The organism is Alphaproteobacteria bacterium (assembly GCA_030740435.1).
Taxonomy (GTDB): Bacteria; Pseudomonadota; Alphaproteobacteria; order UBA2966; family UBA2966.
In genome coordinates, this window is sequence record JASLXG010000151.1 from 1 (window position 1) to 26,526 (window position 26,526).

Annotated in this window: 24 protein-coding genes; 16 read left to right on the forward strand and 8 right to left on the reverse strand. The window is 66.1% G+C overall.

Annotated features, from left to right (window positions below; translation table 11 throughout):
- Positions 1-119: 119 nt before the first annotated feature.
- A complete protein-coding gene (locus tag QGG75_15460) occupies positions 120-287 on the forward strand; it encodes a hypothetical protein (protein MDP6068631.1) in 168 nt (55 codons plus the stop codon).
- A gap of 57 nt (positions 288-344) precedes the next feature.
- Here the strand turns inward: QGG75_15460 and QGG75_15465 are convergent, their stop codons facing one another.
- Positions 345-1,136, reverse strand: a complete 792-nt coding sequence (locus QGG75_15465) for a tetratricopeptide repeat protein (GenBank protein MDP6068632.1) — start codon at positions 1,134-1,136, stop codon at positions 345-347.
- Between the two features lie 245 nt (positions 1,137-1,381).
- Here QGG75_15465 and QGG75_15470 point away from each other — a divergent pair, with 245 nt between their 5' ends.
- The 9 genes from QGG75_15470 to QGG75_15510 are packed head-to-tail and all read left to right on the forward strand — an operon-like array spanning position 1,382 to position 10,482.
- Positions 1,382-2,713: a pentapeptide repeat-containing protein gene (locus tag QGG75_15470; GenBank protein ID MDP6068633.1), complete on the forward strand. Its 1,332-nt coding sequence runs from the start codon at positions 1,382-1,384 to the stop codon at positions 2,711-2,713.
- Between the two features lie 33 nt (positions 2,714-2,746).
- Positions 2,747-3,457, forward strand: a complete 711-nt coding sequence (locus QGG75_15475; protein MDP6068634.1) for a 2Fe-2S iron-sulfur cluster-binding protein — start codon at positions 2,747-2,749, stop codon at positions 3,455-3,457.
- Positions 3,454-3,789 (forward strand): succinate dehydrogenase, encoded by a 336-nt coding sequence (locus QGG75_15480; GenBank protein ID MDP6068635.1) that lies wholly within the window; start codon positions 3,454-3,456, stop codon positions 3,787-3,789. The genes QGG75_15475 and QGG75_15480 overlap by 4 nt, the downstream gene beginning before the upstream one ends.
- Complete coding sequence (locus tag QGG75_15485; GenBank protein ID MDP6068636.1) at positions 3,786-4,121, forward strand: succinate dehydrogenase; 336 nt, start codon at positions 3,786-3,788, stop codon at positions 4,119-4,121. The genes QGG75_15480 and QGG75_15485 overlap by 4 nt, the downstream gene beginning before the upstream one ends.
- A gap of 4 nt (positions 4,122-4,125) precedes the next feature.
- Positions 4,126-5,850 carry an FAD-binding protein gene (locus QGG75_15490; GenBank protein ID MDP6068637.1) on the forward strand — a complete coding sequence of 575 codons (1,725 nt, stop codon included), beginning with the start codon at positions 4,126-4,128 and terminating at the stop codon, positions 5,848-5,850.
- The gene (locus tag QGG75_15495) at positions 5,847-6,773 is read left to right on the forward strand and encodes a fumarate hydratase (protein MDP6068638.1); all 927 of its coding nucleotides are present in this window, start codon (positions 5,847-5,849) and stop codon (positions 6,771-6,773) included. The genes QGG75_15490 and QGG75_15495 overlap by 4 nt, the downstream gene beginning before the upstream one ends.
- Positions 6,770-7,429, forward strand: a complete 660-nt coding sequence (locus QGG75_15500; GenBank protein ID MDP6068639.1) for a fumarate hydratase C-terminal domain-containing protein — start codon at positions 6,770-6,772, stop codon at positions 7,427-7,429. Before QGG75_15495 ends, QGG75_15500 begins: the two co-directional genes overlap by 4 nt.
- Positions 7,430-7,438: 9 nt before the next feature.
- A complete protein-coding gene (locus QGG75_15505) occupies positions 7,439-9,694 on the forward strand; it encodes a DUF3604 domain-containing protein (protein ID MDP6068640.1) in 2,256 nt (751 codons plus the stop codon).
- A gap of 23 nt (positions 9,695-9,717) precedes the next feature.
- Complete coding sequence (locus QGG75_15510; GenBank protein MDP6068641.1) at positions 9,718-10,482, forward strand: aldolase/citrate lyase family protein; 765 nt, start codon at positions 9,718-9,720, stop codon at positions 10,480-10,482.
- On the opposite strand, the gene QGG75_15515 is transcribed toward QGG75_15510, so the two are convergent.
- The gene (locus QGG75_15515; protein ID MDP6068642.1) at positions 10,479-12,593 is read right to left on the reverse strand and encodes an acetate--CoA ligase family protein; all 2,115 of its coding nucleotides are present in this window, start codon (positions 12,591-12,593) and stop codon (positions 10,479-10,481) included. The two genes, QGG75_15510 and QGG75_15515, sit on opposite strands and share 4 nt — an antisense overlap.
- Before the next feature lie 153 nt (positions 12,594-12,746).
- On the opposite strand from QGG75_15515, the gene QGG75_15520 reads away from it, so the two are divergent.
- The 3 genes from QGG75_15520 to QGG75_15530 are packed head-to-tail and all read left to right on the forward strand — an operon-like array spanning position 12,747 to position 16,324.
- The gene (locus QGG75_15520; protein MDP6068643.1) at positions 12,747-14,213 is read left to right on the forward strand and encodes a 3-oxoacyl-[acyl-carrier-protein] synthase III C-terminal domain-containing protein; all 1,467 of its coding nucleotides are present in this window, start codon (positions 12,747-12,749) and stop codon (positions 14,211-14,213) included.
- Positions 14,214-14,215: 2 nt separating this feature from the next.
- Positions 14,216-15,418, forward strand: a complete 1,203-nt coding sequence (locus QGG75_15525) for an acetyl-CoA acetyltransferase (GenBank protein ID MDP6068644.1) — start codon at positions 14,216-14,218, stop codon at positions 15,416-15,418.
- 24 nt (positions 15,419-15,442) lie between these two features.
- Positions 15,443-16,324, forward strand: coding sequence for a 3-keto-5-aminohexanoate cleavage protein (locus QGG75_15530; GenBank protein ID MDP6068645.1), 882 nt, complete (start codon positions 15,443-15,445; stop codon positions 16,322-16,324).
- Here QGG75_15530 and QGG75_15535 read toward each other — a convergent pair.
- From QGG75_15535 to QGG75_15550, 4 genes are read right to left on the reverse strand one after another with little or no spacing between them, the layout of a single operon-like run.
- Positions 16,321-18,036 carry a thiamine pyrophosphate-requiring protein gene (locus QGG75_15535; protein MDP6068646.1) on the reverse strand — a complete coding sequence of 572 codons (1,716 nt, stop codon included), beginning with the start codon at positions 18,034-18,036 and terminating at the stop codon, positions 16,321-16,323. The genes QGG75_15530 and QGG75_15535 overlap by 4 nt on opposite strands.
- Positions 18,037-18,045: 9 nt before the next feature.
- A complete protein-coding gene (locus tag QGG75_15540; GenBank protein MDP6068647.1) occupies positions 18,046-19,200 on the reverse strand; it encodes a urate hydroxylase PuuD in 1,155 nt (384 codons plus the stop codon).
- Positions 19,201-19,233: 33 nt separating this feature from the next.
- A complete protein-coding gene (locus QGG75_15545; GenBank protein MDP6068648.1) occupies positions 19,234-20,046 on the reverse strand; it encodes an alpha/beta fold hydrolase in 813 nt (270 codons plus the stop codon).
- A complete protein-coding gene (locus QGG75_15550) occupies positions 20,039-20,578 on the reverse strand; it encodes a TetR/AcrR family transcriptional regulator (GenBank protein MDP6068649.1) in 540 nt (179 codons plus the stop codon). The genes QGG75_15545 and QGG75_15550 overlap by 8 nt, the downstream gene beginning before the upstream one ends.
- Positions 20,579-20,761: 183 nt before the next feature.
- On the opposite strand from QGG75_15550, the gene QGG75_15555 reads away from it, so the two are divergent.
- Positions 20,762-21,907 carry an acyl-CoA dehydrogenase family protein gene (locus QGG75_15555; GenBank protein ID MDP6068650.1) on the forward strand — a complete coding sequence of 382 codons (1,146 nt, stop codon included), beginning with the start codon at positions 20,762-20,764 and terminating at the stop codon, positions 21,905-21,907.
- Positions 21,904-23,436, forward strand: a complete 1,533-nt coding sequence (locus QGG75_15560) for a class I adenylate-forming enzyme family protein (protein MDP6068651.1) — start codon at positions 21,904-21,906, stop codon at positions 23,434-23,436. Before QGG75_15555 ends, QGG75_15560 begins: the two co-directional genes overlap by 4 nt.
- A 60-nt stretch (positions 23,437-23,496) precedes the next feature.
- Here the strand turns inward: QGG75_15560 and QGG75_15565 are convergent, their stop codons facing one another.
- Positions 23,497-24,105 (reverse strand): glutathione S-transferase family protein, encoded by a 609-nt coding sequence (locus QGG75_15565; protein ID MDP6068652.1) that lies wholly within the window; start codon positions 24,103-24,105, stop codon positions 23,497-23,499.
- 99 nt (positions 24,106-24,204) lie between these two features.
- Here QGG75_15565 and QGG75_15570 point away from each other — a divergent pair, with 99 nt between their 5' ends.
- Positions 24,205-24,915, forward strand: coding sequence for a DUF2161 family putative PD-(D/E)XK-type phosphodiesterase (locus QGG75_15570; GenBank protein MDP6068653.1), 711 nt, complete (start codon positions 24,205-24,207; stop codon positions 24,913-24,915).
- A gap of 10 nt (positions 24,916-24,925) precedes the next feature.
- Here QGG75_15570 and QGG75_15575 read toward each other — a convergent pair whose 3' ends face one another.
- Positions 24,926-26,503 (reverse strand): amidase family protein, encoded by a 1,578-nt coding sequence (locus QGG75_15575; protein ID MDP6068654.1) that lies wholly within the window; start codon positions 26,501-26,503, stop codon positions 24,926-24,928.
- Positions 26,504-26,526: the final 23 nt, after the last annotated feature.

Here is a 26,526-nt window from a genome sequence, read left to right on the forward strand (position 1 = left end):
GATCTTCCAGCGCACGGACAGCTTCTTCCAATTCGTTTCGTAGGGGCAAAGGTGCGGCAAGGGGATCGATACCCGGGTAGCGGAACACCGCGGCCCAGTCGGTAATCTACGCTGGCGCCGTGGAAATAGCGGCCGCGGATATCGAAAGCCTCTCCTCCAGCCTCGATGCGGTGCTGGACGGTGCGGACGGAGTGTCTGAAACAGGGGATGTCGTGGGTTCCGTCTTCGTGGAAACCGACCCTACGGACGCCGATGAAGATCCGCTGAGCGACGATTTCATCGTCTAGATCGGAGTTTGACTGGGCGGTTTTCTGAAGAGAGAACCGCCTGATTTTCCTTCGATATCAGCGCACCAGCCCCGCGGCATGGGCGGTGATGCGGATGCGGCTGTCGTCGGGCGCCAGGCGGTAGGCTTGGGCGAAGTCGGCTTTGGCCAGTTCGGCGTCACCCTTGGCCTGGTGCGAAAAGCCCCGGTTGTGGAAGGCCTGGGCGTATTCCGGCGCAATCTCGATGGCCCGGCTGAAGTTGGCCACGGCCTCGTCGAAGCGGCGCAATTGATAGTAGCTGAGCCCCAGATTGTAATGCGCGCTGGTGTGGTTGGGGGTGATCCTCAGGGTGGCCTCGAAGTCCGAGCTGGCGCGTTCCAGCTTGCCTTTGAGAAAATTCGCCAGACCGCGGTTGTAGTAGGCGTTGGCGTCGTCCTTCGTCAGTTCGAGAACGCGGTCGAACATTCTGATGGCCCGGCCGTATTTGCGGCCCTGGGCCAAGAGCAGGCCGCGATAGAAGAACACCGAGGCGCTGTCGGGCACGCGCAGGCGCTTTATGGCGCTCTCGAACTCCTCCATGGTGATGCTGAAGGCGGTGTCGAAGTCCTTGTCGGCGCGGGCGAACAGCCGCTTGCCTTCATAGGCCACGCGGCGGTTGGTCAGCACCTCGATCTCCTGGCTGGGCGCCAGATCGCCCGAGCGCAGCGCCTTGGTGCAGTAATGGATGGCGATGTCGAAATAGCCCTGCTCGGCGGCCTGAAAGCCGCGGATGCAGTTCTCGAAGTCGTTGGCCAGTGCGCGGCCGGGAGCCAGGGTGCCGCCACAGAGCGCCACCAGCAACAATAGGGCCATGCCTGGACCGCGTTTCATCTCGTCTGGCGCCGCTCGTGATGCCAATCAAAGCGCTATATCATTGCATATAAACGCAAAATCTTGGTTAAAAACGAAAGCCTTTCCGAGCCGGCAAATGAGTGGCGAACCAAGGCCCTTTTTGGGCCCCGCGAATCCGTTGCCCTGGGTCTCCGATTGCCCCATTATCGGGCTGCCCGCCGAGGCCGCGAGACGACGGCCGGGGGAGGGCTGTCACTGGGGCAAGGAGTGGGTCTGACGTCGCCATGGCGGGATTGGACTGGTCAAAACAGCGCATACTCATAGCCGAACACGACGGTGCCATCGCGGGGCGGATCGAAGACCTGCTCAAGCGCCTCGGCGTCGGCGCCTTGCGTTCGGTGGCGTCCGGCCGGGAAGTCACCGAGGCGCTTTCCAGCTTCGTCCCCAGCTTGATGCTGCTGGAGGTCAACCTGACCGGCATGAGTGGCCTCGATGTTACGCGCTGGGTGCGTAGCAACCCCAAAAGCCCCAATCCCGACATACCCATCGTCGTCATGGCGGCGGCGGCCGACACCGACGCGCTGAGGCGTATGTGTGGCATCGGCATCGAAAGTTTCATCCGCAAGCCCATCGATCCGGAAAAACTGGTGCGCCGGGTGGCAAAGACCATCGCCAAACCATCGCGCTTCATCAGCACGCTGGACTATTTCGGCCCCGACCGGCGCCGCCCAAAGCCCCCCGACTATCGCTATCGCGGTGCCGAACGCCGCCGTCCGGTCGCGGTGAAGCCCAAGGTCGAAGCCGTGGCGCCGCCACCCCCGGCCAAGGCCAAACCGGCGGCTCCACCGCCGCCCCGGCCCGCCCAACTGAGTGACGAGGAAAAGCGCCAACGCGACGCCGAATGGCAGATCGCCGCCGCCGAGGAGAGCACTGCCCCGCCCGAGCCCGAGCCTGAGAGCGACAGCGGTGAGGACTGGCAGGCCGCCCTGGGGGATCAGGAAAAACCGGCCAAGCGGGACTCGAGCGCCGAATGGCAGCAAGCGGTGGCGGAGGAGGACAAGCGCCGCGCCGAGGCGGCGGCCGAGCCCGAGGTGGCCGACCCCGGCGTGCTGCTGTCGAACGCCGTCGAGGAGCACGTCAAGTGGCTGCGCTCGGGCGGCAGCGAGGGCGCCAAGGCCGCTCTCGCCGGCCAGGACCTGGCTGGCGCCGAGTGTCCAGAGGCCGACCTGACCAACACCAACCTCAGGGGCATCGATCTTTCCGGTGCCAATCTGCGCGGCGCCACCTTGCAGGGCGCCGACCTGCGCGGTGCCAACCTGTCGGGAACCGACCTCAGCGAGGGCGACCTGGCCAGCGCCAAAATGCGCCATGCCAACCTAACCATCAGCCGGCTCGGTGGTACCAAGCTGGTCGATGCCGATCTCGCCGGTGCCACCTTCAAGGGTGCCGCCATGGAGGACACCGATCTGCGCGGCGCCAATCTCCTGGGCGCCAACCTGCAAGGCGCCGATCTGCGCCAGACGGCGGGGCTGGTGCAGACCCAGATCGACAAGGCCATGGCCGATCGTGAAACCCGCCTGCCGCCCGGCCTGCACCCGCCCCTCGAGGACGAATAGCCCGGCGGGTTGGCGCCGGCGGGGAACCAAGACATGGAGTTGGTGGTCGATATTTGGCGCGGCGGTGCCGACGGGGCTTACCAGAGCTATGCCGTGACGGCGCGGCCGGGGCAGACCGTTCTCGATCTGGTGGTCCACGTGCAGCGCCATCTCGACAGCACGCTGGCCTACCGCTATGCCTGCCGCGTCGGCATGTGCGGCAGTTGCGCCATGACGGTAAACGGCGTGCCGCGCTGGACCTGCCGCACCCGTATCGGCACGGTGGCCAAGGGCGGCAGGCTGGTGCTGGCACCGCTACGCAACCTGCCGCACATCAAAGACCTGGCTTGCGACATGAATCCCTTCTTCGACAAGCTGGCCGCGGCCCGGGGCTGCTTCGTGCCGGGCCGCGAGGGCGCCAGCGATTTCGCTCCGGTCGACCCCGCCGGCCGGCGCCGCCGTGCCGTCGACGCGGCCATCGAGTGCATCGGCTGCGGCGTCTGCTATGCCGCCTGCGACGTGGTCGCCTGGCGCCCGGACTACCTCGGCCCGGCGGCCCTCAATCGGGTCTGGACGCTGGTCAACGACGAACGCGACGGCGACCGTTCCGGCCATCTGGCGACGGTGGCGGGTGAGGCCGGCTGTCAGGTCTGCCACAGCCAGCAGAACTGTGCCCAACACTGCCCCAAGGCGCTCGACCCGACGGCCTCGATCGCCGGCCTCAAGCGGGCCACCACTCTGGCGGCGCTGCGGGGCGAGCTGTGAGCGGGCGCGTAGAGATCTGGCTCTTCATCATTCAGCGCCTGGCGGCGGCGGTGCTGGCGCCGCTGGTGCTGGTCCACTTCGCCACCATCGTCTACGCCTTCCAGGACGGCCTCAGCGCCGCCGAGATCCTCTCCCGCACCCAGGGCAGTGCCGCCTTGGCGGTTTTTTATGGGCTCTTCGTGGTGGCTGCCGCATTGCATGGAACCATCGGCCTCAGGGCCATCCTGCGCGAACACACGGCCTGGCGCTGGGCCAACGTCAACACGGCGGCGACGGCCTTTTTGGTGATGGTGCTCTGGCTCGGTCTGGGCGCCGTCGCGGCGGTGACATGAGCGCGCGCAATCACCCGGCCTACTGGGCCTTCGTGGTGCACCGGGTTTCCGGCCTGGCGCTGGCCGCCTTCGTGCCGCTGCACCTCTACGTGCTGTCGCTGGCGCTGGAGCAGACGGCGACGCTGGACCGCTTCCTGGCCTGGAGCACGGCACCCCTGGTCAAGCTGGCCGAGACCGCCCTGGTGGTGCTGCTGGCGGTCCATCTGGCCGGCGGCATCCGGCTGCTGGCGCTGGAGTTCCTGCCCGGGCCGCGGGGCCAGACGCCGCTGATCGCGCTGGCCGGCGGGGTGGCCCTGGCGGCCGGGCTCTTCTTCCTCCTCAACGCGGCCTGAGACCATGGACGTCGAACGCCTCGAGAGCGACATTCTCATCCTGGGCAGCGGCGGGGCCGGGCTCTTTGCCGCGCTGCATGCCAAGCGGGCGGCACCGGAGCTCGAGGTCACGGTGGCGGTCAAGGGCCTGCTCGGCAAGTCGGGCTGCACGCGAATGGTGCAGGGCGGCTACAACGTTGCCATAGCCGAGGGCGATTCGCTCGAGCGACATTTCATGGACACCATCAACGGCGGCCAATGGATCAACGACCAGGATCTGGCCTGGACCCTGGTCGAGGGCGCCGTCGAACGCATCCATGAGCTGGAGAACGAGATCGGTTGTTTTTTCGATCGCAACCCCGACGGCTCGGTGCACCAAAAGGCCTTCGCCGGCCAGACCTTCGACCGCACCGTGCACAAGGGCGACCTCACCGGTATCGAGATCATCAACCGCCTGGCCGAGCAGGTCTGGGCTCGTGATATCAGGCGCCTGGAGGAACACCGCGCCGTGGCCCTGGTGCCCAGCGCCGACGCGAGCCGCCTCGCCGGCGTGCTGCTGGTCGACTTGCGTTCGGGCGCCTTTCGTTTCGTGGCCGCCCGGGCCGTGCTGCTGGCCACCGGCGGCGGCCCCACCATGTACCGCTACAACACGCCGTCGGCCGACAAGAGCTGCGACGGCATGGCCTTGGCCTTGCGCGCCGGGCTCGAGCTTCGCGACATGGAGATGGTGCAGTTCCACCCCACCGGACTGGTGGCCGGCGCCGATACCCGCATCACCGGCACCATCATCGAAGAAGGCCTGCGCGGCGCCGGCGGCCAGCTGCTCGACGGTGCCGAGCGCCGCTTCATGACCGACTACGACGAACGCGGCGAACGGGCCACCCGCGACATCGTCAGCCGCGCCATGTTCGCCGAGATGCGGGCCGGCCGCACCGGACCCAACGGCGGCCTCTACATCACCATGCGCGAGCTTGATCCGACGCTGGTACGCGGCCAGTTCAAGGGCATGGTGGAACGTTGCGCCGACTGCGGCTTCGATCTGGTCGGCGGCCTGGTGGAGGTGGTGCCGACGGCGCACTACATGATGGGCGGCCTGATCTTTGAGAGCGACTGCCGCACCGCGCTGCCCGGTCTTTATGCCGCCGGCGAGGATACCGGCGGCGTCCACGGCGCCAACCGCCTGGGCGGCAACGGCGTGGCCAACTCGACGGTCTTCGGCGGCATCGCCGGCGACAGCATGGCGGCGGGCCTGGAGGCCACCATCGCCGAGCCCGACGAGGCGGCGCTGGGGGCGGCCGTCGCCGCTTGCACCAGGCCCTTCGGCCGGCCGCCCGGCGACCTCGAGGCACTGCGCCAGGACCTTCAGGACATGATGTGGCAGGACGTGGGCATCATGCGTACCCGCGACGGCCTGCAAGGCGCGCTCGGCGCCCTCGAGGAAATGGCCGAAACCCTCGAAGGCTGCGGCCTGGCGGATTCGGGCCGGGCCTTCGACATGGCCTGGCAGGACTGGCTCAACCTGGAAAGCCAGATCATCGTCAGCCGCGCCGTGGCCACGGCGGCGCTGGCCCGGGAGAACTCCTGCGGCGCCCATTTCCGCGAGGATTTTCCCGACCCGGCGCCGGCCGAAACGGCTTTCAACACCGTGGTCCGATTGCAAGACGGGGAACTCCGGGCCGAGACCCGGCCGGCCCGCTTCAGCCGCGTGCGTCCGGGCGCCAGCCTGCTGGTCGAGGACGAAACCCCATGATCGCCGCCCGGGCCATCGAGGAGGCCGGCCTCGAGCTCATGCGCCGCGCCGCCATCGACATTCCCGAGGATTTCCGCGCCGGTATCGTTGAGCTGCTGGCCAACGAGAAAAACGAGCTCAGCCGGTTCGTTTTGGAATCCCAGATCGAGAACTGGGCCGCGGCCAGCCAGGACCGCCGCGCCATGTGCGCCGACACCGGGCTGCCACGCTTTTTCGTCAAGCTGGGCAACGAGGCCGCCGTCGAAGGCGGTCTAATCGCACTGGAACGCGCACTGCGCCGCGCCACCGCCGAGGCCACGGCGGAGGTGCCGCTGAGGCCCAACCGGGTGCATCCGCTGAGCCGCACCGACAGCAACAACAACGTCGGCATTCGGGCCCCCGAGATCGACTATTCCGTGGAGCCGGGCGGTGACTGGATCGACATCACGGCGGTGCACAAGGGGGGGCTTTTCGGCAGCGACTATCGCATGCTCTTTCCCGGCGACGGCCTGGGCGGCATCAAACGTTTCTTCCTCGACGTCATGGTGCAGTTCGGGCGGCGCGGCCTGGCCTGCCAGCCGGCCATCGTCGGGCTGGGCATCGGCGGCAGCAAGGACACCTGCATGACGCTGGGCAAGCAGGCGGCCTGCCTGCGCCTGGTGGGCCAAGCCAACCCCGATCCCGAGATCGCCGCCCTGGAAGACGAATTGAAGGAGCTGGGCAATTCCATCGGGCTTGGGCCCATGGGCTTTGGCGGCTCCTCGGCCGTGGTCGACTGCCACATCGAAGTGGCTCACACCCACACCGGCGGCATGCCCGTGAGCGTCCACAGCTTTTGCCTCTCGTCGCGCCGCGCCGTGGCGCGCATCAGCCCACAGGGCGTCGAATACCGCAGCGATCCCCGCTGGTTCACCGACTACCACCGCAGGGACGGCGTGGAATGAAGACGATGAGGTTGAAGCTGCCGCTGCGGCAGGGTGACCTCGACGGGCTCGAGCTCGGCACCGTGGTCCATCTCGACGGCGTGCTCTATACCGGCCGCGAAGGTCTTTACCGCCGCCTGCTCGACGAAGGTCAGGCCCCGCCGGTCGATCTTAAGAGCCTCTCCAACGCCAATTTCCATTGCTCCCCGGCGGCCGCCCGGGCGCCCGACGGCAGCTACCGGGTGGGGGCGGTGACGGGCACCGCCAGCTTCCGCTTTTCCCACTGGCTGGAGCGCTGGTTCGAGATCTCGGACTGCCGCCTGATCATCGGCAAGGGCGGCATGGCGGCCAGCGACTATCGCCAGCACTTCGTGCCCCGGGGAGCGATTTATCTCACCACCGTGGGCTACGGCACGGGCGCGCTGCTGGGCCGTGGCGTGAAGCGCGTGGTCGACGTCCATTGGCTCGAGGAACTGGGCCTGGCCCAGGCGCTCTGGGTGCTGGAGGTGGAGAATTTTGGCCCCTTCCTGGTCGAAAGCGACCTTCAGGGCAATAGCCTGCTCGAAGCCGCCGGTGAGAGCGTCAACCAGCGCCTCGAGCAGCTTTACGCCGGTCTCAAGCCGCCGGCGCTGGGGCGCTACGGCGAAACCACCTCGCGCGACGACGAGGTAATCTAGGATTTGCCCATGACCGCCGAGCCCACAGAACCCATTGCCGCCGAACTTCTGGGCCATGCGACGCTCGAACCCGGCGGCCGTTTCGAGGCCGGCTGCCATGCCTCGTTCAGCCTGACCTACACGGCCGGCTACTACGGCATCGACGACAGCGGCAGCCTGCGCATCTGCTTTCGTTTCGCGGCCGACCACTCCAGGCCCCAGTTCGACGATCCCCAGGCGCCCGGCTACACAACCATTTCCGCCAGCAACAACGCCGTGCTGGAATACCGCTACGATCCCAAGGGCAACGTGCGGCCCTGGGACCGCACCGTCTACATCAAGGTGGTGCACGGGTTCTTGCAGGAAGGCGACAGCATTACCGTGCGCTTTGGCGACCAGAGCCAGGGCTCGCCGGGCATGCGGCTGCAAACCTTCTGCGAGGAAACCTACGAATTCCGGGTCCTGGTCGACCCCATCGCGACCTATACCTACCAGGCGCTGCCCGACCAGCCCACCATCGCCATCGTGCCCGGCCCGCCCGAGCGCTGGCAGGCAGTGCTGCCGACGCTCTGCCGCACGGGCCAGGAGTTTCGCCTCTGCCTCAAGGCCGAGGACGCCTGGGGCAATCCCAGCGATCAGGTAGACGGCCGGCTTGAACTGCGCGCCAGCGGCGCCATCGGCGGCCTGCCCGAAGCCGTGGCATTCGAGCCTGGTCGTTTTGCCCTCGAAATAGGCGGTCTGAGGGCCGAGGCACCCGGCGACTATTCAATCGAGGTTCTGCTTGAGGGCCAAGTCGTTGCCGTCTCGAACCCCTTGCGCATCGTCGAGGTCGCCGAGCGGCTGCCTTATTGGGGCGACATGCATGGCCAGAGCGAGGAAACCATCGGCAGCAACAGTGCGCGGGAATATTTCGCCTTCGCCCGCGACCGCGCTTGTCTTGACGTGGTCGGCCACCAGGGCAACGATTTCCAGGTTACGCCCGAGCTCTGGACCCGGCTCGAGGGGCTTACCGCCGAGTTCAACCAGCCCGGCCGTTTCGTCACCCTGCCGGGCTACGAATGGTCGGGCAACACCGGCCTCGGTGGTGATCGCAACATCTATTTCAGCGGCGAAGGGCAGCAGATCCGGCGCTCATCCCATGCCCTGATCGCCGACAAGAGCGAGCTCGAGACCGATTGCGCCACCGCCGCCGAACTCTTCGCCGCCCTGGTGGCGGACGGCAACGGCGCACTGGCCTTTGCCCATTGCGGCGGGCGCTACGCCGACGTGGCGCTGGCCCACGACGGCCGGGTCGAGCGCTCGATGGAGATCCATTCCTCGTGGGGCAGCTTCGAATGGCTTCTCCAGGACGCGCTCAAGGCGGGCTACCGGGTCGGCATCGTGGCCAACAGCGACGGCCACAAGGGGCGGCCCGGCGCGAGCTATCCCGGAGCCTCGCAGTTCGGCGCCATCGGCGGCCTGACCTGCCTGATGCTGCCCGAGCTGAGCCGAGAGGCGGTGTTCGATTGTCTGCGGGCGCGCCGCCACTACGCCACCACGGGATGTCGCATGCATCTCTCGGTGGCGGCCGAATTCGCCGCGGGCACGCTCTATGACGACGACCCTTTGCTGGGCGAGACGGACAGCCGGCCGGCCACCTCGGCCACCATGGGCGACATCGTGGCCGTGCCCGAGGGCGAGGTGGTGTTGCATGTCGAAGCGCTGGGCTCGGCGCCCATCGAGCGCGTCGAGGTCTTCAACGGCTTTGACCTGGTCGAGACCTTCCGGCCCTATGGGCCCGAAGATCTGGGCGCGCGCATCCGCGTGATCTGGGAGGGCGCCGCCTACCGCGGACGCTTCCGCCAGGTGATCTGGGACGGCCGGGCGAGCTTTGCCGGCAACCGCATCACGGCCAGCCGGCCCATCAATTTCTTCAACCGCGACAAGACGCTGGTCCAGGAGGGAGACGATTGCCTGGCCTGGCAGGCCCTGACGACGGGCAACCGAGGCGGTTTCGATGCCTGGCTGGCCGAGCCCGACGCCGGCACGCTGAAATTGGAAACCAAACCGATCTCGTTCGAGCTGGCGCTTGACGAGATCGGTTACGAGGACCGGGTCTATGCCCTCGACGGGGCCTTGCCCAGGCATGTCCGCGTCTTCCGCCTGCCCGAGCACAACCCGCACCGGGCGGTGCGCTTCGACTGGCGGCTAACGCGTCCCCACGCCGGCGACAATCCGTTGTATGTTCGGGTGACTCAGGAGGACGGGCACCTGGCTTGGTCCAGTCCGATCTACGTCATCCGCTGAAGTCTGGTTCGAGGAGGGCCGGCATGCACGAAAATCCGCTGCGCGCGCTGTGGCGCGACGACAAGACCGCGGTCAACGGCTGGGTCACCATACCCAGCGGTTTCGCCGCCGAGGTGATGGCCCGGCAGGATTGGGATTCGGTGACCGTCGACATGCAGCACGGTCAAATAGGCTACCAGGCCGCCGTCGAATGCCTCACCGCCATCAGTACTACGGATAAGGTGCCACTGGTGCGGGTGCCCTGGAACGAACCCAGCATCATCATGCGTATGCTCGATGCCGGGGCGCTCGGCGTCATCTGTCCCATGGTCAACACGCGCCAGCAGGCCGAGGATCTGGTCTCGGCGTGCCGCTATCCGCCCGACGGCGGGCGCTCCATCGGGCCGGTGCGGCCGCTGCTGACAATGGGCCCGGAATACGTCTCGCGGGCCAATGAGTTGGTGCAGGTGTTCGCCATGATCGAAACCCCCGAGGCCATGGAGAACCTCGACGACATCATGTCGACGCCGGGTCTCGACGGCATCTACATCGGGCCTTCGGATCTCGCCATGGGGCTCGGTTTTCCGCCCGCCTTCGATCCCGAGAACACCACAGTCATGCAGGCCATCGACAGCATCCTCGGCACGGCCGAAAAACACGGCCTGGTACCCGGCATCCACTGCCCCTCGGGCCGCGTGGCCTGGACCATGAGCCGCAACGGATTTCGTTTGGTCAGCGTGGCCAATGACTGGCGCATTCTGAGCACTGCCGTGCAAGGCGAAATCGCTGCCGCCCGCGGCGGGGATTAAGAGGGCGTCGGGGCGCCCATCACGATCAGCGCGTCAGCCACCAGGCAGCCCTGGCCGCGCGGCCCGACCATTAGCGGGTTGACGTCGAGTTCCTCGATCCAGGCCGCCCGGGCGCCGAGCTGCGAAAGCGCCACGATGGCCTCGATCACCGCCTGGATGTCAGAGGGCTCACTGCCGCGGCTGCCCTCGAGCAGCGCGTAGCCCGCCAGATCCTCTAGCATTTCGGCCGCCGTGGCGTGGTCGACGGGGGCGTGGCGTAGCGCCACGTCGCGCATCACCTCGGCCTGGATGCCGCCGAGCCCGCAGAGCACCATGGAGCCGAACACGAGATCGCGCTTGAGGCCGAGGATGAGCTCGAGCCCCGACGCCATCTCCTGCACCAGCACGTTGGCGACGCCGGTGCCGGCCACGATGGTGTCGTAAGCGGCGCGCACGGCGGCTTCATCGGTCAGGCCAAGCTGCACGCCGCCGACCTCGGTCTTGTGCTGGATCTCGGCCGACAACACCTTGAGCGCCACGGGAAAGCCGATCTCGGTGGCCCGGGCCACGGCTTCCTCGGCGCTGGCCGCCACGGCTTCACGGGTGACGGTCAGTCCGTGGCGGGCCAGGAAGGATTTGGCCAAGTCTTCCGTCGCCACGGGCTCAGGCGCGATGGGGGTGAGTTCCAGCGCCGCCGTCTCGTCCAGCCGGGCCAGCAGAGCCGGCCGGCGCTCGGCGTAGTGGGCCAGCGCCGCCACCGCCGCCACCGCCCGGCTGGGGTCCTGGAAGGTGGGGATGCCGGCGGCGTCGAGGATTTCGCCGGCAGCACTGCCGGCGCTCAGCGCCACCATGACGAAGGGTTTTCCGCTCTGGCGTGCGGCCTCGACGGTCCTCTCGGCCATAGTGATGCCGAACTCGCGGGCATAGCCGATCATGTGGGCGAAGAAGACGATGAAGGTGTCGAAATCGCCCTCTGCCAGCATCAAATCGAGAAACTCGCCGTAGCGTTCGGGCTCGTTCAGCACCTGGGCCGTGAAATCGACCGGGTTGGAGACCCCGGCGAAGGGGATCACCTCTTTCATGCGGGCCTGCACGGTTGTCGACAGTTCCGGCACCTCGAGGCCATGCGCCTCGCAGTCGTCGGCCATCAGCACGCCGCCGCCGCCCGACATGCTCAAGAGGCCGATGCGGCGTCCGGCCGGCAGGAATCCCGATTGCACCAGGCGCGCCGTGTCGAGCATGGCGTCGACCGTGGGCGCCGTGACCACGCCCAATTGGCGGAACACGGCCCGGTAGGCGGCGTCTGTGCCGGCCAGAGAGCCGGTGTGCGAAAGTGCCGCCCGGGCCCCGCTTTGGCTGCGCCCGACCTTGACCGCCAGCAGCGGGCAAGCGCGCTCGAGGGCACGCTGGGCCGAGGCGCGGAAGGCGTCGCCGTCGCGCAGCCCCTCGATGTAGCTCAGCACGGCCCGGGTGTCGCGGTTGGCGGCGGCGAAGCCGATCAACTCGCCAAGCTCCAGGTCGGCCTCGTTGCCCGTCGAGGCCAGCAGACCGATCCCCAGGCCGAGCTCGCGGCCCTGGGCCAGGATGTAGGAGCCGTAGGCGCCGCTTTGCGTCACCAGAGCCAGCGGCCCGGCCTCGTGGTGGCGTTCGAAAACGGTGCTGAAGGTGGCCAGCAGGCCGTTGTGCAGGTTCATGCAGCCCATGGAATTGGGTCCCACCAGGCGCACGCCGCCGGCTTTGGCCTGGTCCGCCAGGCGGGCTTGCGCAGCCTTGCCCTCGGGGCCGGTTTCGGAAAAGCCCGATGAGTACACCACCACCGTCGGCACGCCGCGCGCGATGCAGGCCTCGAGCACCTCGGGCGCGCGTTTGGCGGCAACCGCGATGATGGCCAGGTCGACCGGCCCCGGGACCTCGGCCAGCGAGGCGTAGCAGGGATAGCCGGCGACCTCGTCGTAGCGCGGCGAGACCGGGTAGACGGTGCCTGCGAAACCGGCCTCGCGCATGTAGCGGATGGGCCGGCCGCCGATCGAATCGAGGTTCTGCGAAGCGCCGATCACCGCCACCGAGCGGGGCTCGAAGAGGGCTGTCAGGGGATCGATGGGGGTGTCGGCGGGGGGCGCTTTGTCGGTCATGCCGGGCGAGGCTAGCAGAACGTACGCGCGGGCGTCCACGGATGGCTTTTGTGCGGCGCAAAAGTGGTGCAATATAGGCGCCGCAGCAAACTCAAAGAAATTTGCCGCGGCTTTGGAGCCAAGCCTCCAGCGCGGCCGCAAGGGAGTGACGAAGTGGCAGGAATCAGTGCCTTCGGGGCCTTCATCCCCAGGCTCAGGCTGAGCCGCAAAAGCGTTGTCGAGGCCAACGCCTGGTTCAATTCAGGGCTCGGCGGCATGGCCAAGGGCGAGCGCGCCATGTGCAACTGGGACGAGGACAGCGTCACCATGGCGGTGGCGGCGGCCCGTGACTGTCTGGCCGGCGAGGATCGGGGGGCGCTGAAGGGCGTGCAGTTGGCCTCCAACACCATGCCTTTTGCCGATCGCCAGAACTCAACCCTCATCGCCACGGCGCTGAACCTCGACGACAACATCTCCACCCTCGACCTGACGGCCTCGCAGCGCGTCGGCACTTCGGGCCTGGCGGCGGCGCTGGAAGCCATGTTCGGGTCGGCCGGCGGGCCCCTGCTGTTCCTGGCCGCCGACAAGCGCCGCACCAAGGCTGGTGCGGTGCAGGAGTTGCAGTTCGGCGACGGTGCCGCGGCGCTGTTGCTGGGCGCCGGCGACGGTGTGGCCAAGTATCTCGGCTCGCACAGCGTCTCGGTCGATTTCGTCGACCACTATCGCGGCGAAGGCCGTGCCTACGACTACAACTGGGAACAGCGCTGGATCCGCGACGAGGGCTACCTCAAGATCGTGCCCCAGGCGCTGGAGGGTCTGTTCGCCAGCACCGGCGTGGCGCCCGGCGACGTCAGCCACTTCGTCATGCCCTGTGTGCTGGGCCGGGTGCCGGCCATGATTGCCAAAAAGATCGGCATCGACGAGGGCGCGTTGCGCGACACCCTGCACGGGGTGTGCGGCGAAACCGGCGTGGCCCATCCCCTGGTGATGCTGGTCGATGCCCTGCAAGAGGCCAAGGCGGGCGACAAGATCCTGGTGGTCGGCTTCGGCCAGGGCTGCGACGCGCTCTTGTTCGAGGCCACCAAGGGGCTGGCCAAGCTGGCCCCGCGGATGGGTGTCAAGGGCTCGCTCGCGCGGCGCCGCGAGGAGACCAACTATTCCAAGTACCTCTCGTTCAACGGCCTCATCGAGATGGAACGCGGCCTGCGGGCCGAGGCCGACAAGCAGACGCCGCTGACCGCGCTTTATCGCAACAAGGACAAGGTGCTCGGCCTGATCGGTGGGCGCTGCAACGTTTGCGGCACGGTGCAGTTCCCCAAGACCAGGATCTGCGTCAATCCCAATTGCCACGCCATGCACAGTCAGGATGACCAGCCCTTTGCCGACATGCCCGGTCGTGTGCTGACCTGGTCGGCGGATCACCTGACATATTCGATGGATCCCCCGACCCACCACGGTATGGTACAATTCGAGGAAGGCGGCCGCTTTCATGCCGACTTCACGGATGTTGACGTGGGTCAGGTAGACGTCGCCATGGCGATGGAAATGGTGTTTCGTATCAAAGAGATAGACGCTGACCGCGGCTTCCGAAAATACTTCTGGAAGGCGGCTCCGGCGGCCTCTGTAAGCAAGGAGAACTAGACATGGCCACGGGTATCAAGGACAAGGTTGCCGTTCTCGGCATGGGCTGTTCGAAGTTCGGCGAGCGCTGGGATTCCGACGCCGATGACCTGATGATCGAAGCCTTCGAGGAATGCATCGCAGACGCCGGCATCGAGAAGAACGAGATCCAGGCGGCCTGGCTCGGCACCGCCTTCGAGGACGTAAACATCGGCAAGTCGGGGACGCCGTTGTCGTTGGCTCTGCGTTTGCCGATGATCCCGGTGACGCGGGTGGAAAATTTTTGTGCCACCGGCACCGAGGCTTTTCGTGGCGCCGTCTATGCCGTGGCCTCCGGGGCCGTCGATATCGCCCTGGCCTTGGGCGTCGAAAAGCTCAAGGACACCGGCTACGGCGGCCTGCCCCAGCGCAGCCGCGGCGTCATGCAAAGCATGACCTGGGCCAACGCCTCGGCCCCGGGCTCGTTTGCCCAGCTCGCTTCGGCCTACACCGCCAAGCACGACATCTCGCCCGAGGACCTGAAGCGCGCCATCGCTCACGTCTCGGTCAAGAGCCACGACAACGGCACCAAGAACCCCAAGGCGCATCTGCAAAAGGCCGTCAGCATGGAGACCGTGCTGGCCGCCCCGATGATCGCCGAGCCGCTCGGGCTTTACGATTGCTGCGGCGTCAGCGACGGCTCGGCCTGCGCCATCGTGACTACGCCCGAGATTGCCAAGAGCATGGGCAAAAAGGATCTGGTCACCGTCAAGGCGCTGCAGCTCGCGGTTTCCAACGGCACCGAGGCCGGTCACAACTCCTGGGACGGCAGCTACTTCATGACCACGCGCGTCGCCAGCAAGCGGGCCTACGAAGAGGCCGGCATCAGCAATCCGCGTGAGGAAATTTCCATGACCGAGGTGCACGACTGCTTCTCGATCACCGAGCTGGTGACCATGGAAGACCTTTTCCTTTCGGAGGAGGGCGGCGCCGTCAAGGACGTCATGGACGGGGTCTTCGATGCCGACGGCGAGGTGCCCTGCCAGATCGACGGCGGCCTCAAGTGCTTCGGCCATCCCATCGGCGCCTCGGGGCTGCGCATGCTCTATGAAAGCTACCTGCAGATGCTGGGCCGGGCCGACCAGCGCCAGCGCCAGGACCCGCGCTTTGCCCTGACCCACAATCTGGGAGGCTTTCCGCACATGAACGTCTCCAGCGTCTCGATCATCGGACGTCACGACGCCTAAAGCTTTGCCGGGGGAAGGACGGCCATGAACCGTCCGGTCATCGTCACCTGCGCCGTGACCGGCGGCGGCGACACCGCCGACAAGTACGACGTGGTGCCGGTGACGCCGGCCGAAATCGCCGCCTCGGCGGTCGGGGCGGCCCAGGCCGGGGCGGCGGTGGTGCATATCCACGTGCGCGATCCCGAGACGGGCCGGCGCAGCATGGAACTCGCTCACTACCGCGAGACCATGGAGCGCATAAAGGACGCCGACCCGGACGTCATCATCAATCTTTCCACCGGTGCCGGCGGCCAGTTGATCTTCGACGATTCTGGCGGCACCGAACCCGATCCCGACAGTCTCTTCTGCACCGCCCAGGAGCGCGTCCGGCACATCGCCGAGCTCAAGCCCGACATCTGCAGCCTCGACATGGGCAGCCTGAACCGGCGCTTCGATCTCTTCGTCAACCTACCCCAGCACGTCGAGCTGATGGCCCGGGCCATCATGGCAGCCGGCGTCAAGCCCGAGCTCGAAGTCTTCGATTCGGGCCACATCGCCATGACGCGAAGCTTGCTGGAACGCGGCGTCATCACCGACGAGCGCCCCTTCTTCCAGATCGTACTGGGCGCCGCCTGGGGCGCCGAGGCCACCACCGCGGCCATGCAGCACCTCTCCAGCCTGGTTCCCGCCAACGCCGTCTGGGCCGCCTTCGGCATCAGCCGCGCCCATTTCCCCATGGTGGCGCAAGCGCAGCTTCTGGGCGGCCACGTCCGCGTCGGCATCGAGGACAATCTTTATTTGGAGAAGGGCGTGGTGACGCCGAGCAACGCGGCGCTGGTGGAGAAAGCTGTCAATATCATCGAAATCCTCGGCGACCGCCCGGCCACGCCGGCCGAGGCGCGGGAGATATTGGAGTTGCCGATCTAACGCCGGCAGATGATGTTGACCAACGCCTGACGCCCCTCCCGGCGCACCACTTCGAGAGCGCGTTTAAGGGCGGCCGGCAGCTCGTTCGGGTCTTCGACCCGTTCCCCGTGGCCGTCGAAGGCGCGCACGATTTCCTCGAAGCGCGGCGACTGGCCCATGCCGACCATGGGGAAGTTGTCGGTCGTGACCGCCCAACCGTCGGGATGGACGTTGCGGGTGCTGTTCGACACTTCGTCCCAAGCACCATTGTTGAAGATGATCGTGAGGATCGGCAGGTCCGAGGCCCGCGCCACCTGGTGACAGGCGGTGGGCACGCTGAAAATATACGAGCCGTCGCCCAGCGTGGCGATCACGGTTTTGTCCGGGGCTCCGAGTTTGGCCCCAAGGGCCGCTCCGAATCCCCAGCCCAGGCCGCCGAAATGAGAGGCGCCCAGGTAGCTTCCCGCTTTCGGCGGCGGGGCATGGCGGAGATCCAAGGGGTACTCGTTGACCACGATGGTGTCCGGGCCCTGCAGCTCGCCCACACAGCGTGAGGCCCATTGGAAGCCGATCGGCAGGCGCTTGCTCTCGGCCCCTGCCGCCTTGTCCCAGGCCGCGCGCCGGGCGGCGTAGCGCTTGGCGAGGCGCTGGCGCCGCAGCCTCACGTCATCCTTGCCTGCGCGTCGCCTTACGGCCTTGGCCAGGGAATTAAGGGCCACCGTGGGGTCGGCGGCGATCGCCACATCGCAGCGGAAATTGCGGTTGGGATAGCGGGCAAAATGGGGGTCCGTGGCGATATGAACCACCCGGGTGCGGTCAGGCAGACTGAGGCGGGCGGGGAACCACGGTACGTCACACTCGAGAACCAGGATGGCATCGGCCTTGTCGATGTCGGGGTGGAGCTGCGAGCCAAACACGTAGCCGGCGTGACCATGGTGGGCGGCGGGAAAATTGACCTGCGTCGGACTGGCTTCCAGAACCTGCATTGCTCCGGCCTCGGCCAGCTTGACCAAGGCCGCCACCGCGCGGCTATCCTGGCCCGCTTCCGAAGCAATGACGAGAGGCCGCCGGGCCCGGGCAAGGATCTCGGCCGCCGCCTCGATATCCGCCGGATCGGGGAAAGCGCGGCCGGCCACTTGGCGCCGCGACGGCGAGGTGATCGTGATCTCCTGCAACGGCCGCGCGATAACATCCCGAGGCAGCGACAGGTAGACCGGACCGCGGGGCTCATCGAGGGCGAGCTCAAGGGCACGGTCGACGACCGCTTCCAGTTGCCCGGGATGGCGCAGTTCATAGTCCCACTTGAGGTATTCCCTCAGCATTCCCGCCTGGTCGAAGCTCTCCTGCGCCCATTGCACATGGATGTCGCGGGCTCCGGGCTGGCTGCCGTCATCCGTCAGCCCCGACCGGGCGGCCAGCACGATCATGGGTATTCGCGCCCGCGAGGCATTGATGATGGCGCCGGCCGCGTTGGCGGTGCCGGGGGTGGAATAGACGATGGCGACCTGGGGCCGGCCGGTGGCGGCGTAGTAGCCGTGGGCCATGGCGATTGCCGCCTGTTCATGCGGCACCATCACCGGCCGCGGGGTCGACTTGCCCTCGGCCTCGAACTTGGCGAAGGCGTCGATGATCGAGGTAAAGGCGTTGCCGATGAGGCAATCCACCCCCCGCTCCCTGAGGATTTCGAGAAGGGCCTGCCCGACCGTTTCCACTTGAAGAGTTTTCGCTGCCATTGGCTAGTCTCACTCCAGTCTTGCGCCTTGGTTCACCCAGCGCCCCAGCAGCTTGCGCTCGGCTGCCGTCATGCCGCTCTGGTGCCGGTTGGGCATGGTCAGGGAGTCGACGGCACGGGCCTTGATTCTGGCCGCATGCCGCTTGATGTCTTCCGGCCGGTCGAAGGCGATACCGGCCGCAAGGGGGCCGAAAGTACGGTCCGAGGGCACCGTCGAGTGACAGCTCAGGCAGCGCTCGATGACGATGCCGCGCACGGCGGCAAATGATATGGCGTCTTCGCCCGCCGCCAGGCGGGGCGGCGGAACCGCCGATATCACGAAAGCGCCGAGGGCCAGTGCGGCAACGGGAGCCAGCGCCCGCTTGCCGGCCTTGCCCCCCACGACCACGTGCCGCAGCAGGACGAATGCCGCCGCCAAGAGGGCGATTATGAGCCAATTGAAATGATGGCCGTAGATCACCGGATAGTGGTTGCCGAGCATCAGCACGACGGTGGGGAAAATCAGATAGCTGTTGTGCGTGGCGCGCATGCGGGCTTGCGGATCGATGCCTTGTGCTTCGCTCATTTCTTTCAGGGCCGGCAGGATTCTGAACCAGACGTTGCCCATCATGATGGTGCCCAGGGTTGCGCCCAGCACGATGAAAACGGCCCGGCCCGAAAAGACCTGGGCCAGACCCCAGGCCAGCGCCACGAAAGCGGCGTACGAAACGGCTCCCGGCACAAGAGGCTGATCGGCCGGCGTGAGCCGCCAGCAGAGATCGTAGCAAACCCAGCCCAGGATCAACGGTGCGGCGATGAGTGCCGCTGCCACCAAGCCATCAAGCGGCTGTCCCTCAGCGCCGATGAGAAGGCCACCGCCGGGTAGTTGGGCGACCATAACGAGCAGCAGGATGCCGCTGACATAGGTCAGCGTGGTTTCGCGCTTGAACCAGGCGTGCGTCTTCACCAGCCCGTCGGGACCGAGCTTGAGCTTTTCCACCAGCAGGGAACCGGCCAGGTTGATGAGCCAGGGCTCGCCGTGCTCGCCCTTCGCCGCCCGCTCGGGACTTGCCAGGATGCGGTCGAGCCAAAGGAGGTAGAGCGAGCCGCCGATCCAGGATATCCCCGCCATGACGTGAAACCAGCGCAGTACGAGGTCAACCCAGTCGATAGCGTTCCAGACCATTGCCGAACTCCTTTGCGCTAACCCGTATTCCGCTCACTGCCCGTGCTTCAAGAGAAATTCGCGAACCGTCGCGTCGAAAAGCTCGGGCTGCTCGAGGTTGATCAGGTGACCGGCCCTGGGGATGACGACGAACTCCGCGCCTGGGATCCGATCGGCCATCCGCCGGCCCTTTTCCGGCTGCGTCAGGGGGTCGTTTTCGCCGTAGACAAGCAGGGTGGGCACATCGATCGAACCCAGCTCCTGACTTCGATCGAACATCGTCGTCACCTCGACCGTCTTGATGTAGCTCTCCTTGTGGAGCGCGGCGATACTGGCGACCAGGCGCCGGTACTGCGCCTCCGTGGCAAAGGGGCCGAGCAGCGATCGGGCGACCAGCGGAGCGATATCGGCCGGCTGCTTTCCCTCTTCGACCAAGGGCTTGCGGCGAAGGTCGATGAATCTTTGGCGCTCTTCGGGCGTGAAGTCCTGAAAGCTCGAATGTGTCGCGACCAGCGTCAGCGTTTTCACCCGCTCCGGGAACAGGGCGAAAAAGTCCTGGGCGATCCGGCCGCCCATGGACAAGCCGACGATATGGCCTTTGTCGACGTCGAAATGATCGAGCACACGGCCGAGGTCCCGCGCGAAGTCACTGAAGTCCAGAGGCCCGTCGTAGTCGTCGCTGGCGCCATAGCCCCGGGCGTCCCAGGCCGCGGTGTGAAAGTCGCGGGAAAAGGCTTCGACCTGTTCGGTCCAGTTGCTGCGGTTGCCGCCTATGCCATGCAGGAAGATCAGGAACTCACCTTCGCCCGCCCGATCGATGGCGATCGCAGGATCGGCGAAGAGGCGCTCCGTGACGATGCTAGCCATCGCAATCAGCCCCCGCGTTCGCAGGCGAGGGCACGACAATCAGGTCGACGAACTCGTGCAGCCGCCGCCGCCGTCTGGCCTTGGCCTCGCGCCGGACGATGGCTCCCTGCGAGAGATTGAGCGAATAAAGGAATATCGCCTTGGTCGTGGCTGCCTCGGGGGCAAGTCCCAGCTCGTCGAGAATGCCTTCGAGATAATTGATCCTCCTGGCATCGACCCGCTTCACGGCGGCCGCGGCCAAACGGTCATTGCGGGCCCAATGGCGGATCGCCAGTTCGGCCGAGAAATCGAACCGCTCGGAAAGTCCCTCTCGCAACAACGACAGGATGCGCTCGCGCGGCGTGCCTCCGGCGGCGTCGACACGCTCGATAATCGCCTGCGTGGCCTGGTATTCCCAATACTCCAGCAGGCCGCCGAGAAACGCCTTACGGTCCGTGAAATGCCAATAGAAACTGCCCTTCGTGACGCCGAGCCGGGCGCACATGGCATCGATGCGAATGGCGGCCGGACCGCCCTGGCCCAGCATGTCCATGCCGCCGGCCAGCCAGTCCTCTCGCAACAGCCGACCGTTTCGCCGGCCCGCTCGTCGTTGGGAATTTGCCCTGGCCGGGGCCGTCATCCTGGTGCGTTCCAAACCATACCAAATAGTATTGACAGTGTGCATCGGCCTAGTCAATATGAGAAATGGGCAGTGGCAGATGAGGCTCCGATAAACATGACCCTGGGCATCCCGCGTACGGTCTATTCGCCTGAGCACGAGTTGTTTCGCGACACCGTCAGGCAGTTCCTCGAAGCGGAGGTCATGCCGCACTATTCGGACTGGGAAGACGAGGGCAGGACGCCGCCGGAAATCTGGCGGCGGGCGGGGGAGGTCGGGCTCTTGGGCACCAGCATTCCCGAGGCTTACGGCGGTGCCGAGGCGGGCTTTCTTTATGATGCCATCGTAATCGAGGAACTGGGCCGTGCCGGTCTGGCGGCGCCGGCCTGGGACATGCATGCCCACATCGTGGCGCCCTTCATCGTCGAGTTCGGCAGCGACAGCCAGAAAAAGCAATGGCTGCCGAAAATGGCGGCGGGTGAGGCCATAGCCAGTATCGGCCTGACCGAACCCAACGGCGGCAGCGATCTCCAGAACATCCGAACGATGGCCCGTCGCGACGGCGAGCACTACGTGATCAATGGCTCGAAGACCTTCATCACCAACGGCATCATCGGCGATCTCATACTGCTGGGGGCGCAAACCAGCCCGGGCAAGGGAGCCAAGGGCATCTCCTTGTTCCTCGTCGATACCACGACGCCGGGCTACAAAAGGGGACGAAATCTCAAGAAGATCGGCAACAAGGCCCAGGATACCGCCGAGCTCTTTTTCGAGGATATGCGGGTTCCGGCCGAGGCGATGCTGGGTTCCGAGGATGCGAGCTGGCGCATTCTGATGCATGGGCTGGCGCAGGAAAGACTGGTTGTGGCCGTCCGTTCGATGGTCATTTGCGAAACCGCGATTGCCCAAACGGTCGATTACACGAAGAACCGCAAGGCTTTCGGGCAGCATGTTTTCGAGTTCCAGAACACGCAGTTCAAGCTCGCCGAAGCGGCAACGGCGACGGTCGCGACCCGGCCCTTCGTCGACAAATGCATCGAGCTGCACGGCCGTGGCGAGTTGTCGGCGGAAACCGCGGCCATGGCGAAACTCTGGACCACGGAATTGCAGGATCAGATCCTCGACGACTGTCTTCAGCTCTTTGGCGGCAACGGATACATGTGGGAATACCCGATCGCCAGGGCCTGGGTGGACGCCAGGGTGCATCGTATCTATGCCGGTACCAATGAGATCATGAAATACATAATCGGCCGGGCCTTGTGATCCCATCGCTCGGTATCGCCGGGGTTTTCGAGCAGGCCTGCAGGTGGAAGGGTGAGCAGCCCTTTCTGCTGGACAGCTACGTTCGCTGGACGGGACGCGAGGCCTGGCGGCAGGCCCGGACCGTGGCCTCGGCACTGCGCGCCAAGGGCGTCGCAAAGGGCAGCGTCGTCGGCTTTTTCTGCCTGCCCTCGGCCCGTCATGCCGTGGCCTTCTTTGCCTGCCAGATGCTTGGCGCCGTTTGCTGCGCTTTGCACACCAAGGACACGGATTTACGGCTGCAAAAAGCGCTGGGGCGAATCGGCGCCGAGGTCCTGATCGGCGACAGCGACCAGTCTCGGCGGCTCTCCGGCATTGCCGGCGCCGCGGCCAAAGCGCCGCTGATCGTTCACCTCGATCGGTCGCAGCCCGGGAGTGACGACCTGGCGGCTTCGGACGACATGGCGTCAAGCCTGGAAACCACCCCGATATCGCCAAACGATACCGCCGTCCTTTTCTTTTCCTCGGGCTCCACGGGCGATCCGAAGTGTGTTGTCCACAGCCAGAAGACCGTCCTGGAGACCGCATTCGCCGGCTCCCTCGTCTACGGCGTAAGCGATCCCTCGGACGGCGTCTCCATCCCCATGTCACCGTCGTTCGCCGCCTGGCTGCACACCGTGTTGCCCTTTGTCGCCCTGCGCGGAAAGATCTTCTTCCACGATGCTTTCGACCCGCTCGACTACCTCGAGACGCTGGCCGCCGAAGGCATGACGGTTGCGGCCCTGGTTCCCAGCGTTTGGAACATGGTGCTGGGCCAGGAGTTCTCCGGCGATATGACCCGCCTGCGGATGGCCTTTTATTCCGGCGAAAAAGGCTCGACGAAATTGATTCGGGAACTGGCGGCCTTCGCGCCAGCGGTGCGCACGGCCTATCTCGCCACGGAGGGCGGCTGCGCGGCGGGCATCGTGGCGCCCCACGAGGTGCTTGTGGGCAGGGATCTTCCGACGGCGGTGGGACAACCGATCCCCGGCGCCGACCTCAAATTGATCGATCCCGAGGGCGGTTTCGACGATGTCGTGGCCCCTGGCCAAACCGGCGAGGTCGCCATCAGCGGTGGCTCCTTGGCGCTTGGCTACCTGGGCGACGACCTTCTCACGCGCGCGCAGTTTCACGACGGCTGGTGGCGATCGGGTGATCTTGGGGTTCTCGACGAGCAGGGTCTGCTGACCATCCGGGGACGCAAGGACAACAGGATCAACACCGGCGGCATCAAGGTCCATGCCGAGGAAATCGAGAACGTGTTGCTCTCTCATCCGGCCGTCCGCGGTGCCGCGGTCATCGGCGCCGAGGATGCGGAATTTGGCCAACGCATCGAGGCCCATCTCGTCGTCGACGACGCCAGCGTCACGCCATCGGACGTTCTCAGCTATTGCGAAAGATCAAGGATGCTGCCCAGGGCGCTGCTGCCCAAGGCCATTCATTTCCATCCCGAACTGCCGACCAGCCCGACTGGCAAGCTCTATAGAAAAGGCTTGAGCAAGTCCGAAGCCTAGCCCGCATTTCTCGCCGGGTCACGGCCCGGATATTTCAAAACCGGTCCCTATTCTCCCGAATTATTCCGGCGGCGCTGCGCTGTCGCGCATCGAGGGCCGGGCCGCGAAATGTTCGTACCAGGCGGCAAGCGCCGGCCGGCCGAGCGGCCATTGGCCCTCGGACCAGCGCCGCTCGGCGTAGGCCAGGGCGCAGGCGATGGTGAGCGTGCCCAGGTTCGCCTCGGGCCACAGCCTGGCGCTCTTGGCCTCGGCCTCCAGCGCCTCGAAGGTCCGCCGGGCCTCGGTTTCTTTCTTGGTGATCAACGCCCGCGACTGTTGGTTTGCTGGACGGAGCATCTCGTGAAAGCGAAGATGGATGGTGTCGATCATGCCGTGGCCAAGCGCATGATGGCGCAAGACCAGCCAGCGCGCCGGCCCGGGCGGCGGCAGCAGGCCGCATCCGGCGCGGTGGTCGAGATATTCCATGATCACGAACGAATCGTAGAGCACCGTGCCGTCGTCCGTGATCAGGGTCGGGATCTGGCCCAGGGGATTGTCGCCACGCACATCCTCGATGACCGTCTCAACGGTTGTCGGCAGGAGTTCGAGTTGGTCCATCAGGCCGCATTCGTGGGCCACCAGCATGACCTTGTGGACGTAAGGCGAATCCCAAGCGTAGTGCAGCTTCATTTTCTGGCCGATGCGTGCTGTTACCCGGGAACCGTGTCCCCGGAACCCAAACGGGCGCTGGGTCTTTGAGAACAGCCGCTTCCTACGGTATAGACGACAATGAACGCAAATGGATTCCGAGAGGCCGATCTCTATCGGCCCATCAAGGAGTTGCTCGAGGGGCAGGGCTATGAGGTAAAGGGTGAAGTCGGGGCGGCGGACGTCGTCGCCGTGCGCGGCCAGGAAGAGCCGATAGTTGTGGAGCTCAAATCCGGTTTCTCCCTGGCATTGTTTCATCAGGCAATTGAGCGGCAGGGAATAACGCATTCCGTATATGTAGCCGTACCTTTCGGCACGACCAAGGCCTTCACGAAATCACTTAAGCACAACAAGGCTCTGTGCCGGCGCCTCGGCCTTGGCTTGATCACGGTTCGCCTACGGGATGAATTCGTCCAGATCCACTGCGATCCGGCGCCTTATCGACCTCGTCGAATGACGCAAAAAAAGGTCCGCCTGTTGCGCGAGTTCGCCAGACTTGTCGGAGACCCCAACACCGGCGGCACAATGCGGACAGGCCTGATAACGGCATACCGTCAGGATGCCTTGCGATGCCTAAAAGTCCTGCATTCCCTCGGTCCCACCAAGGCCGCAGAGGTCGCCAAAATCGCCAATGTCGAAAAGGCGCGGCGCTTGATGGCGGATGACCACTACGGTTGGTTCGAACGGACAGAAGTCGGCATCTATGCCCTCAGCCTGAAGGGTGAAAAGGCCTTCGCCGAGTATGCAGTTGAAATCCGGAAACTCTCGCTGGGGACAAGGGAAACACAGTAGATCGAGGGATTCATGCCGGCGCTGCCAACCCGGGATAGTCATCCCCCTGGCGGAACTTTCCTTCCAGTGCCGCCATCACCGCCAGCACCTGGTCCTCGCGCCAGGGAGCTGCCGCCACCTGGACGCCGACAGGCAGGCCGGCGCTGTCCTTTTCACAGGCCAGTGCCACCCGCTCCGCCTTGTCCCGGCTGGCGGCGCGGTCGCTTTCTTCGCCCGGCCGCACCCGGGTCGCCGCCACCACGCCGGCCGGGAAGCCGGTGAGGTTGAACAGCGCGGCATAGCTGGCGGCGCCGAACAGCTCCGTCGTCGTGCCGTGCAATGGCGCCGCGGTGCCGAAAGGCGGGCACAGCAGGACATCGACGCCAGCGCCGGCCATCTCGCCTAGCAGGCCCAGGCGATAGGCGTCGCAGGCGCTTACCAGATCCAAATACCGCGGCGACGGGCAGGTGCCGCCATGGCTGACGATCAAGGATGCCGTGTCCTGGCTCAGTCCCGATAGCACGGACGATAGCAACATCCGCATCGGCCGGGGCATGGCGGCGCCCTGCTGGATCGGCTTCAGCAAATGATTGGCGGCATCGGGCCCCAGGGCCCGCTTGGTGGCGCGGCCGCCATCGGCCGTGACGATATCGAGAAACAATCCCAGGGCTGCCCGGGCATCGGGGGCCGGGAATTCGACCACGCTGGCGCCCAGATCGGCGAGATGGCCGGCTGCCTCGCGCACGGCACGACGAACTGCCGGCGAGGGCCGGAAGAAGCCGTTGTCGTCGAAAACGCCGATGCGCAGGCTTGAGACGTCGATCCCCTCGGGTCCGGCCCAGGGCACCGGCGGCACCCGGTCGAGCAAGGGCTCGTCATAGGGCCCGGCCAGGATCGACATGGCCAGGACCAGATCATCGACCGTGCGCGCCATCGGTCCGGGCTGGGGAATGATGGCCTGCTGGCCCATCTCGAAAAAATCCATCACCGGGGTGTCGTCGTTGGGCAGGCGCCGGGCCGTCGGCTTGAGACCGTGGATGCCGCAAAAATGTGCCGGTATGCGGATGCTGCCGCCAAAATCGCCGCCCATGCCCAGCGGCATCCCGGTCGCGATCAAGGCGCCTTCACCGCCGCTGCTGCCTCCTGGCGTGCGGGCCGTGTTCCAGGGATTGTTGCTGCGGCCATAAAGCGGATTGTCGCTTTCGTAGCCCAACAGCATTTGCATGATGTTGCTTTTGCCCACGATGATGGCGCCGGCCCGGCGCAGGCGGGCGATCAGGGGTCCGTCGGCGGGGTCGATGCCGCCCTGCCGATGCAGCAAGCCCATGGTGGTTTCGCTGCCTGCCACCAGGAATTGGGCCTTGATGGTGATGGGCACGCCGTGCAGCGGTCCCAATTCGGCCCCGGCCGCGCGCGCCTCGTCGGCCGCCTTGGCCGCCTCCCGTGCTTGCTCGAACAACGGCAGGACCATGGCGTGCAGGCGCTCATGCTGGGCTTCGATTTGGTCGATATGCGCCGCCACGACCTCGACACTCGACAATGCGCCAGCGCGAATCCCGGCCGCCAGTTGGCCGGCCGATTGGCCGATGACGGTTACTTGATCTGCCATGTTTGACACCCTCCCCCTGGGCA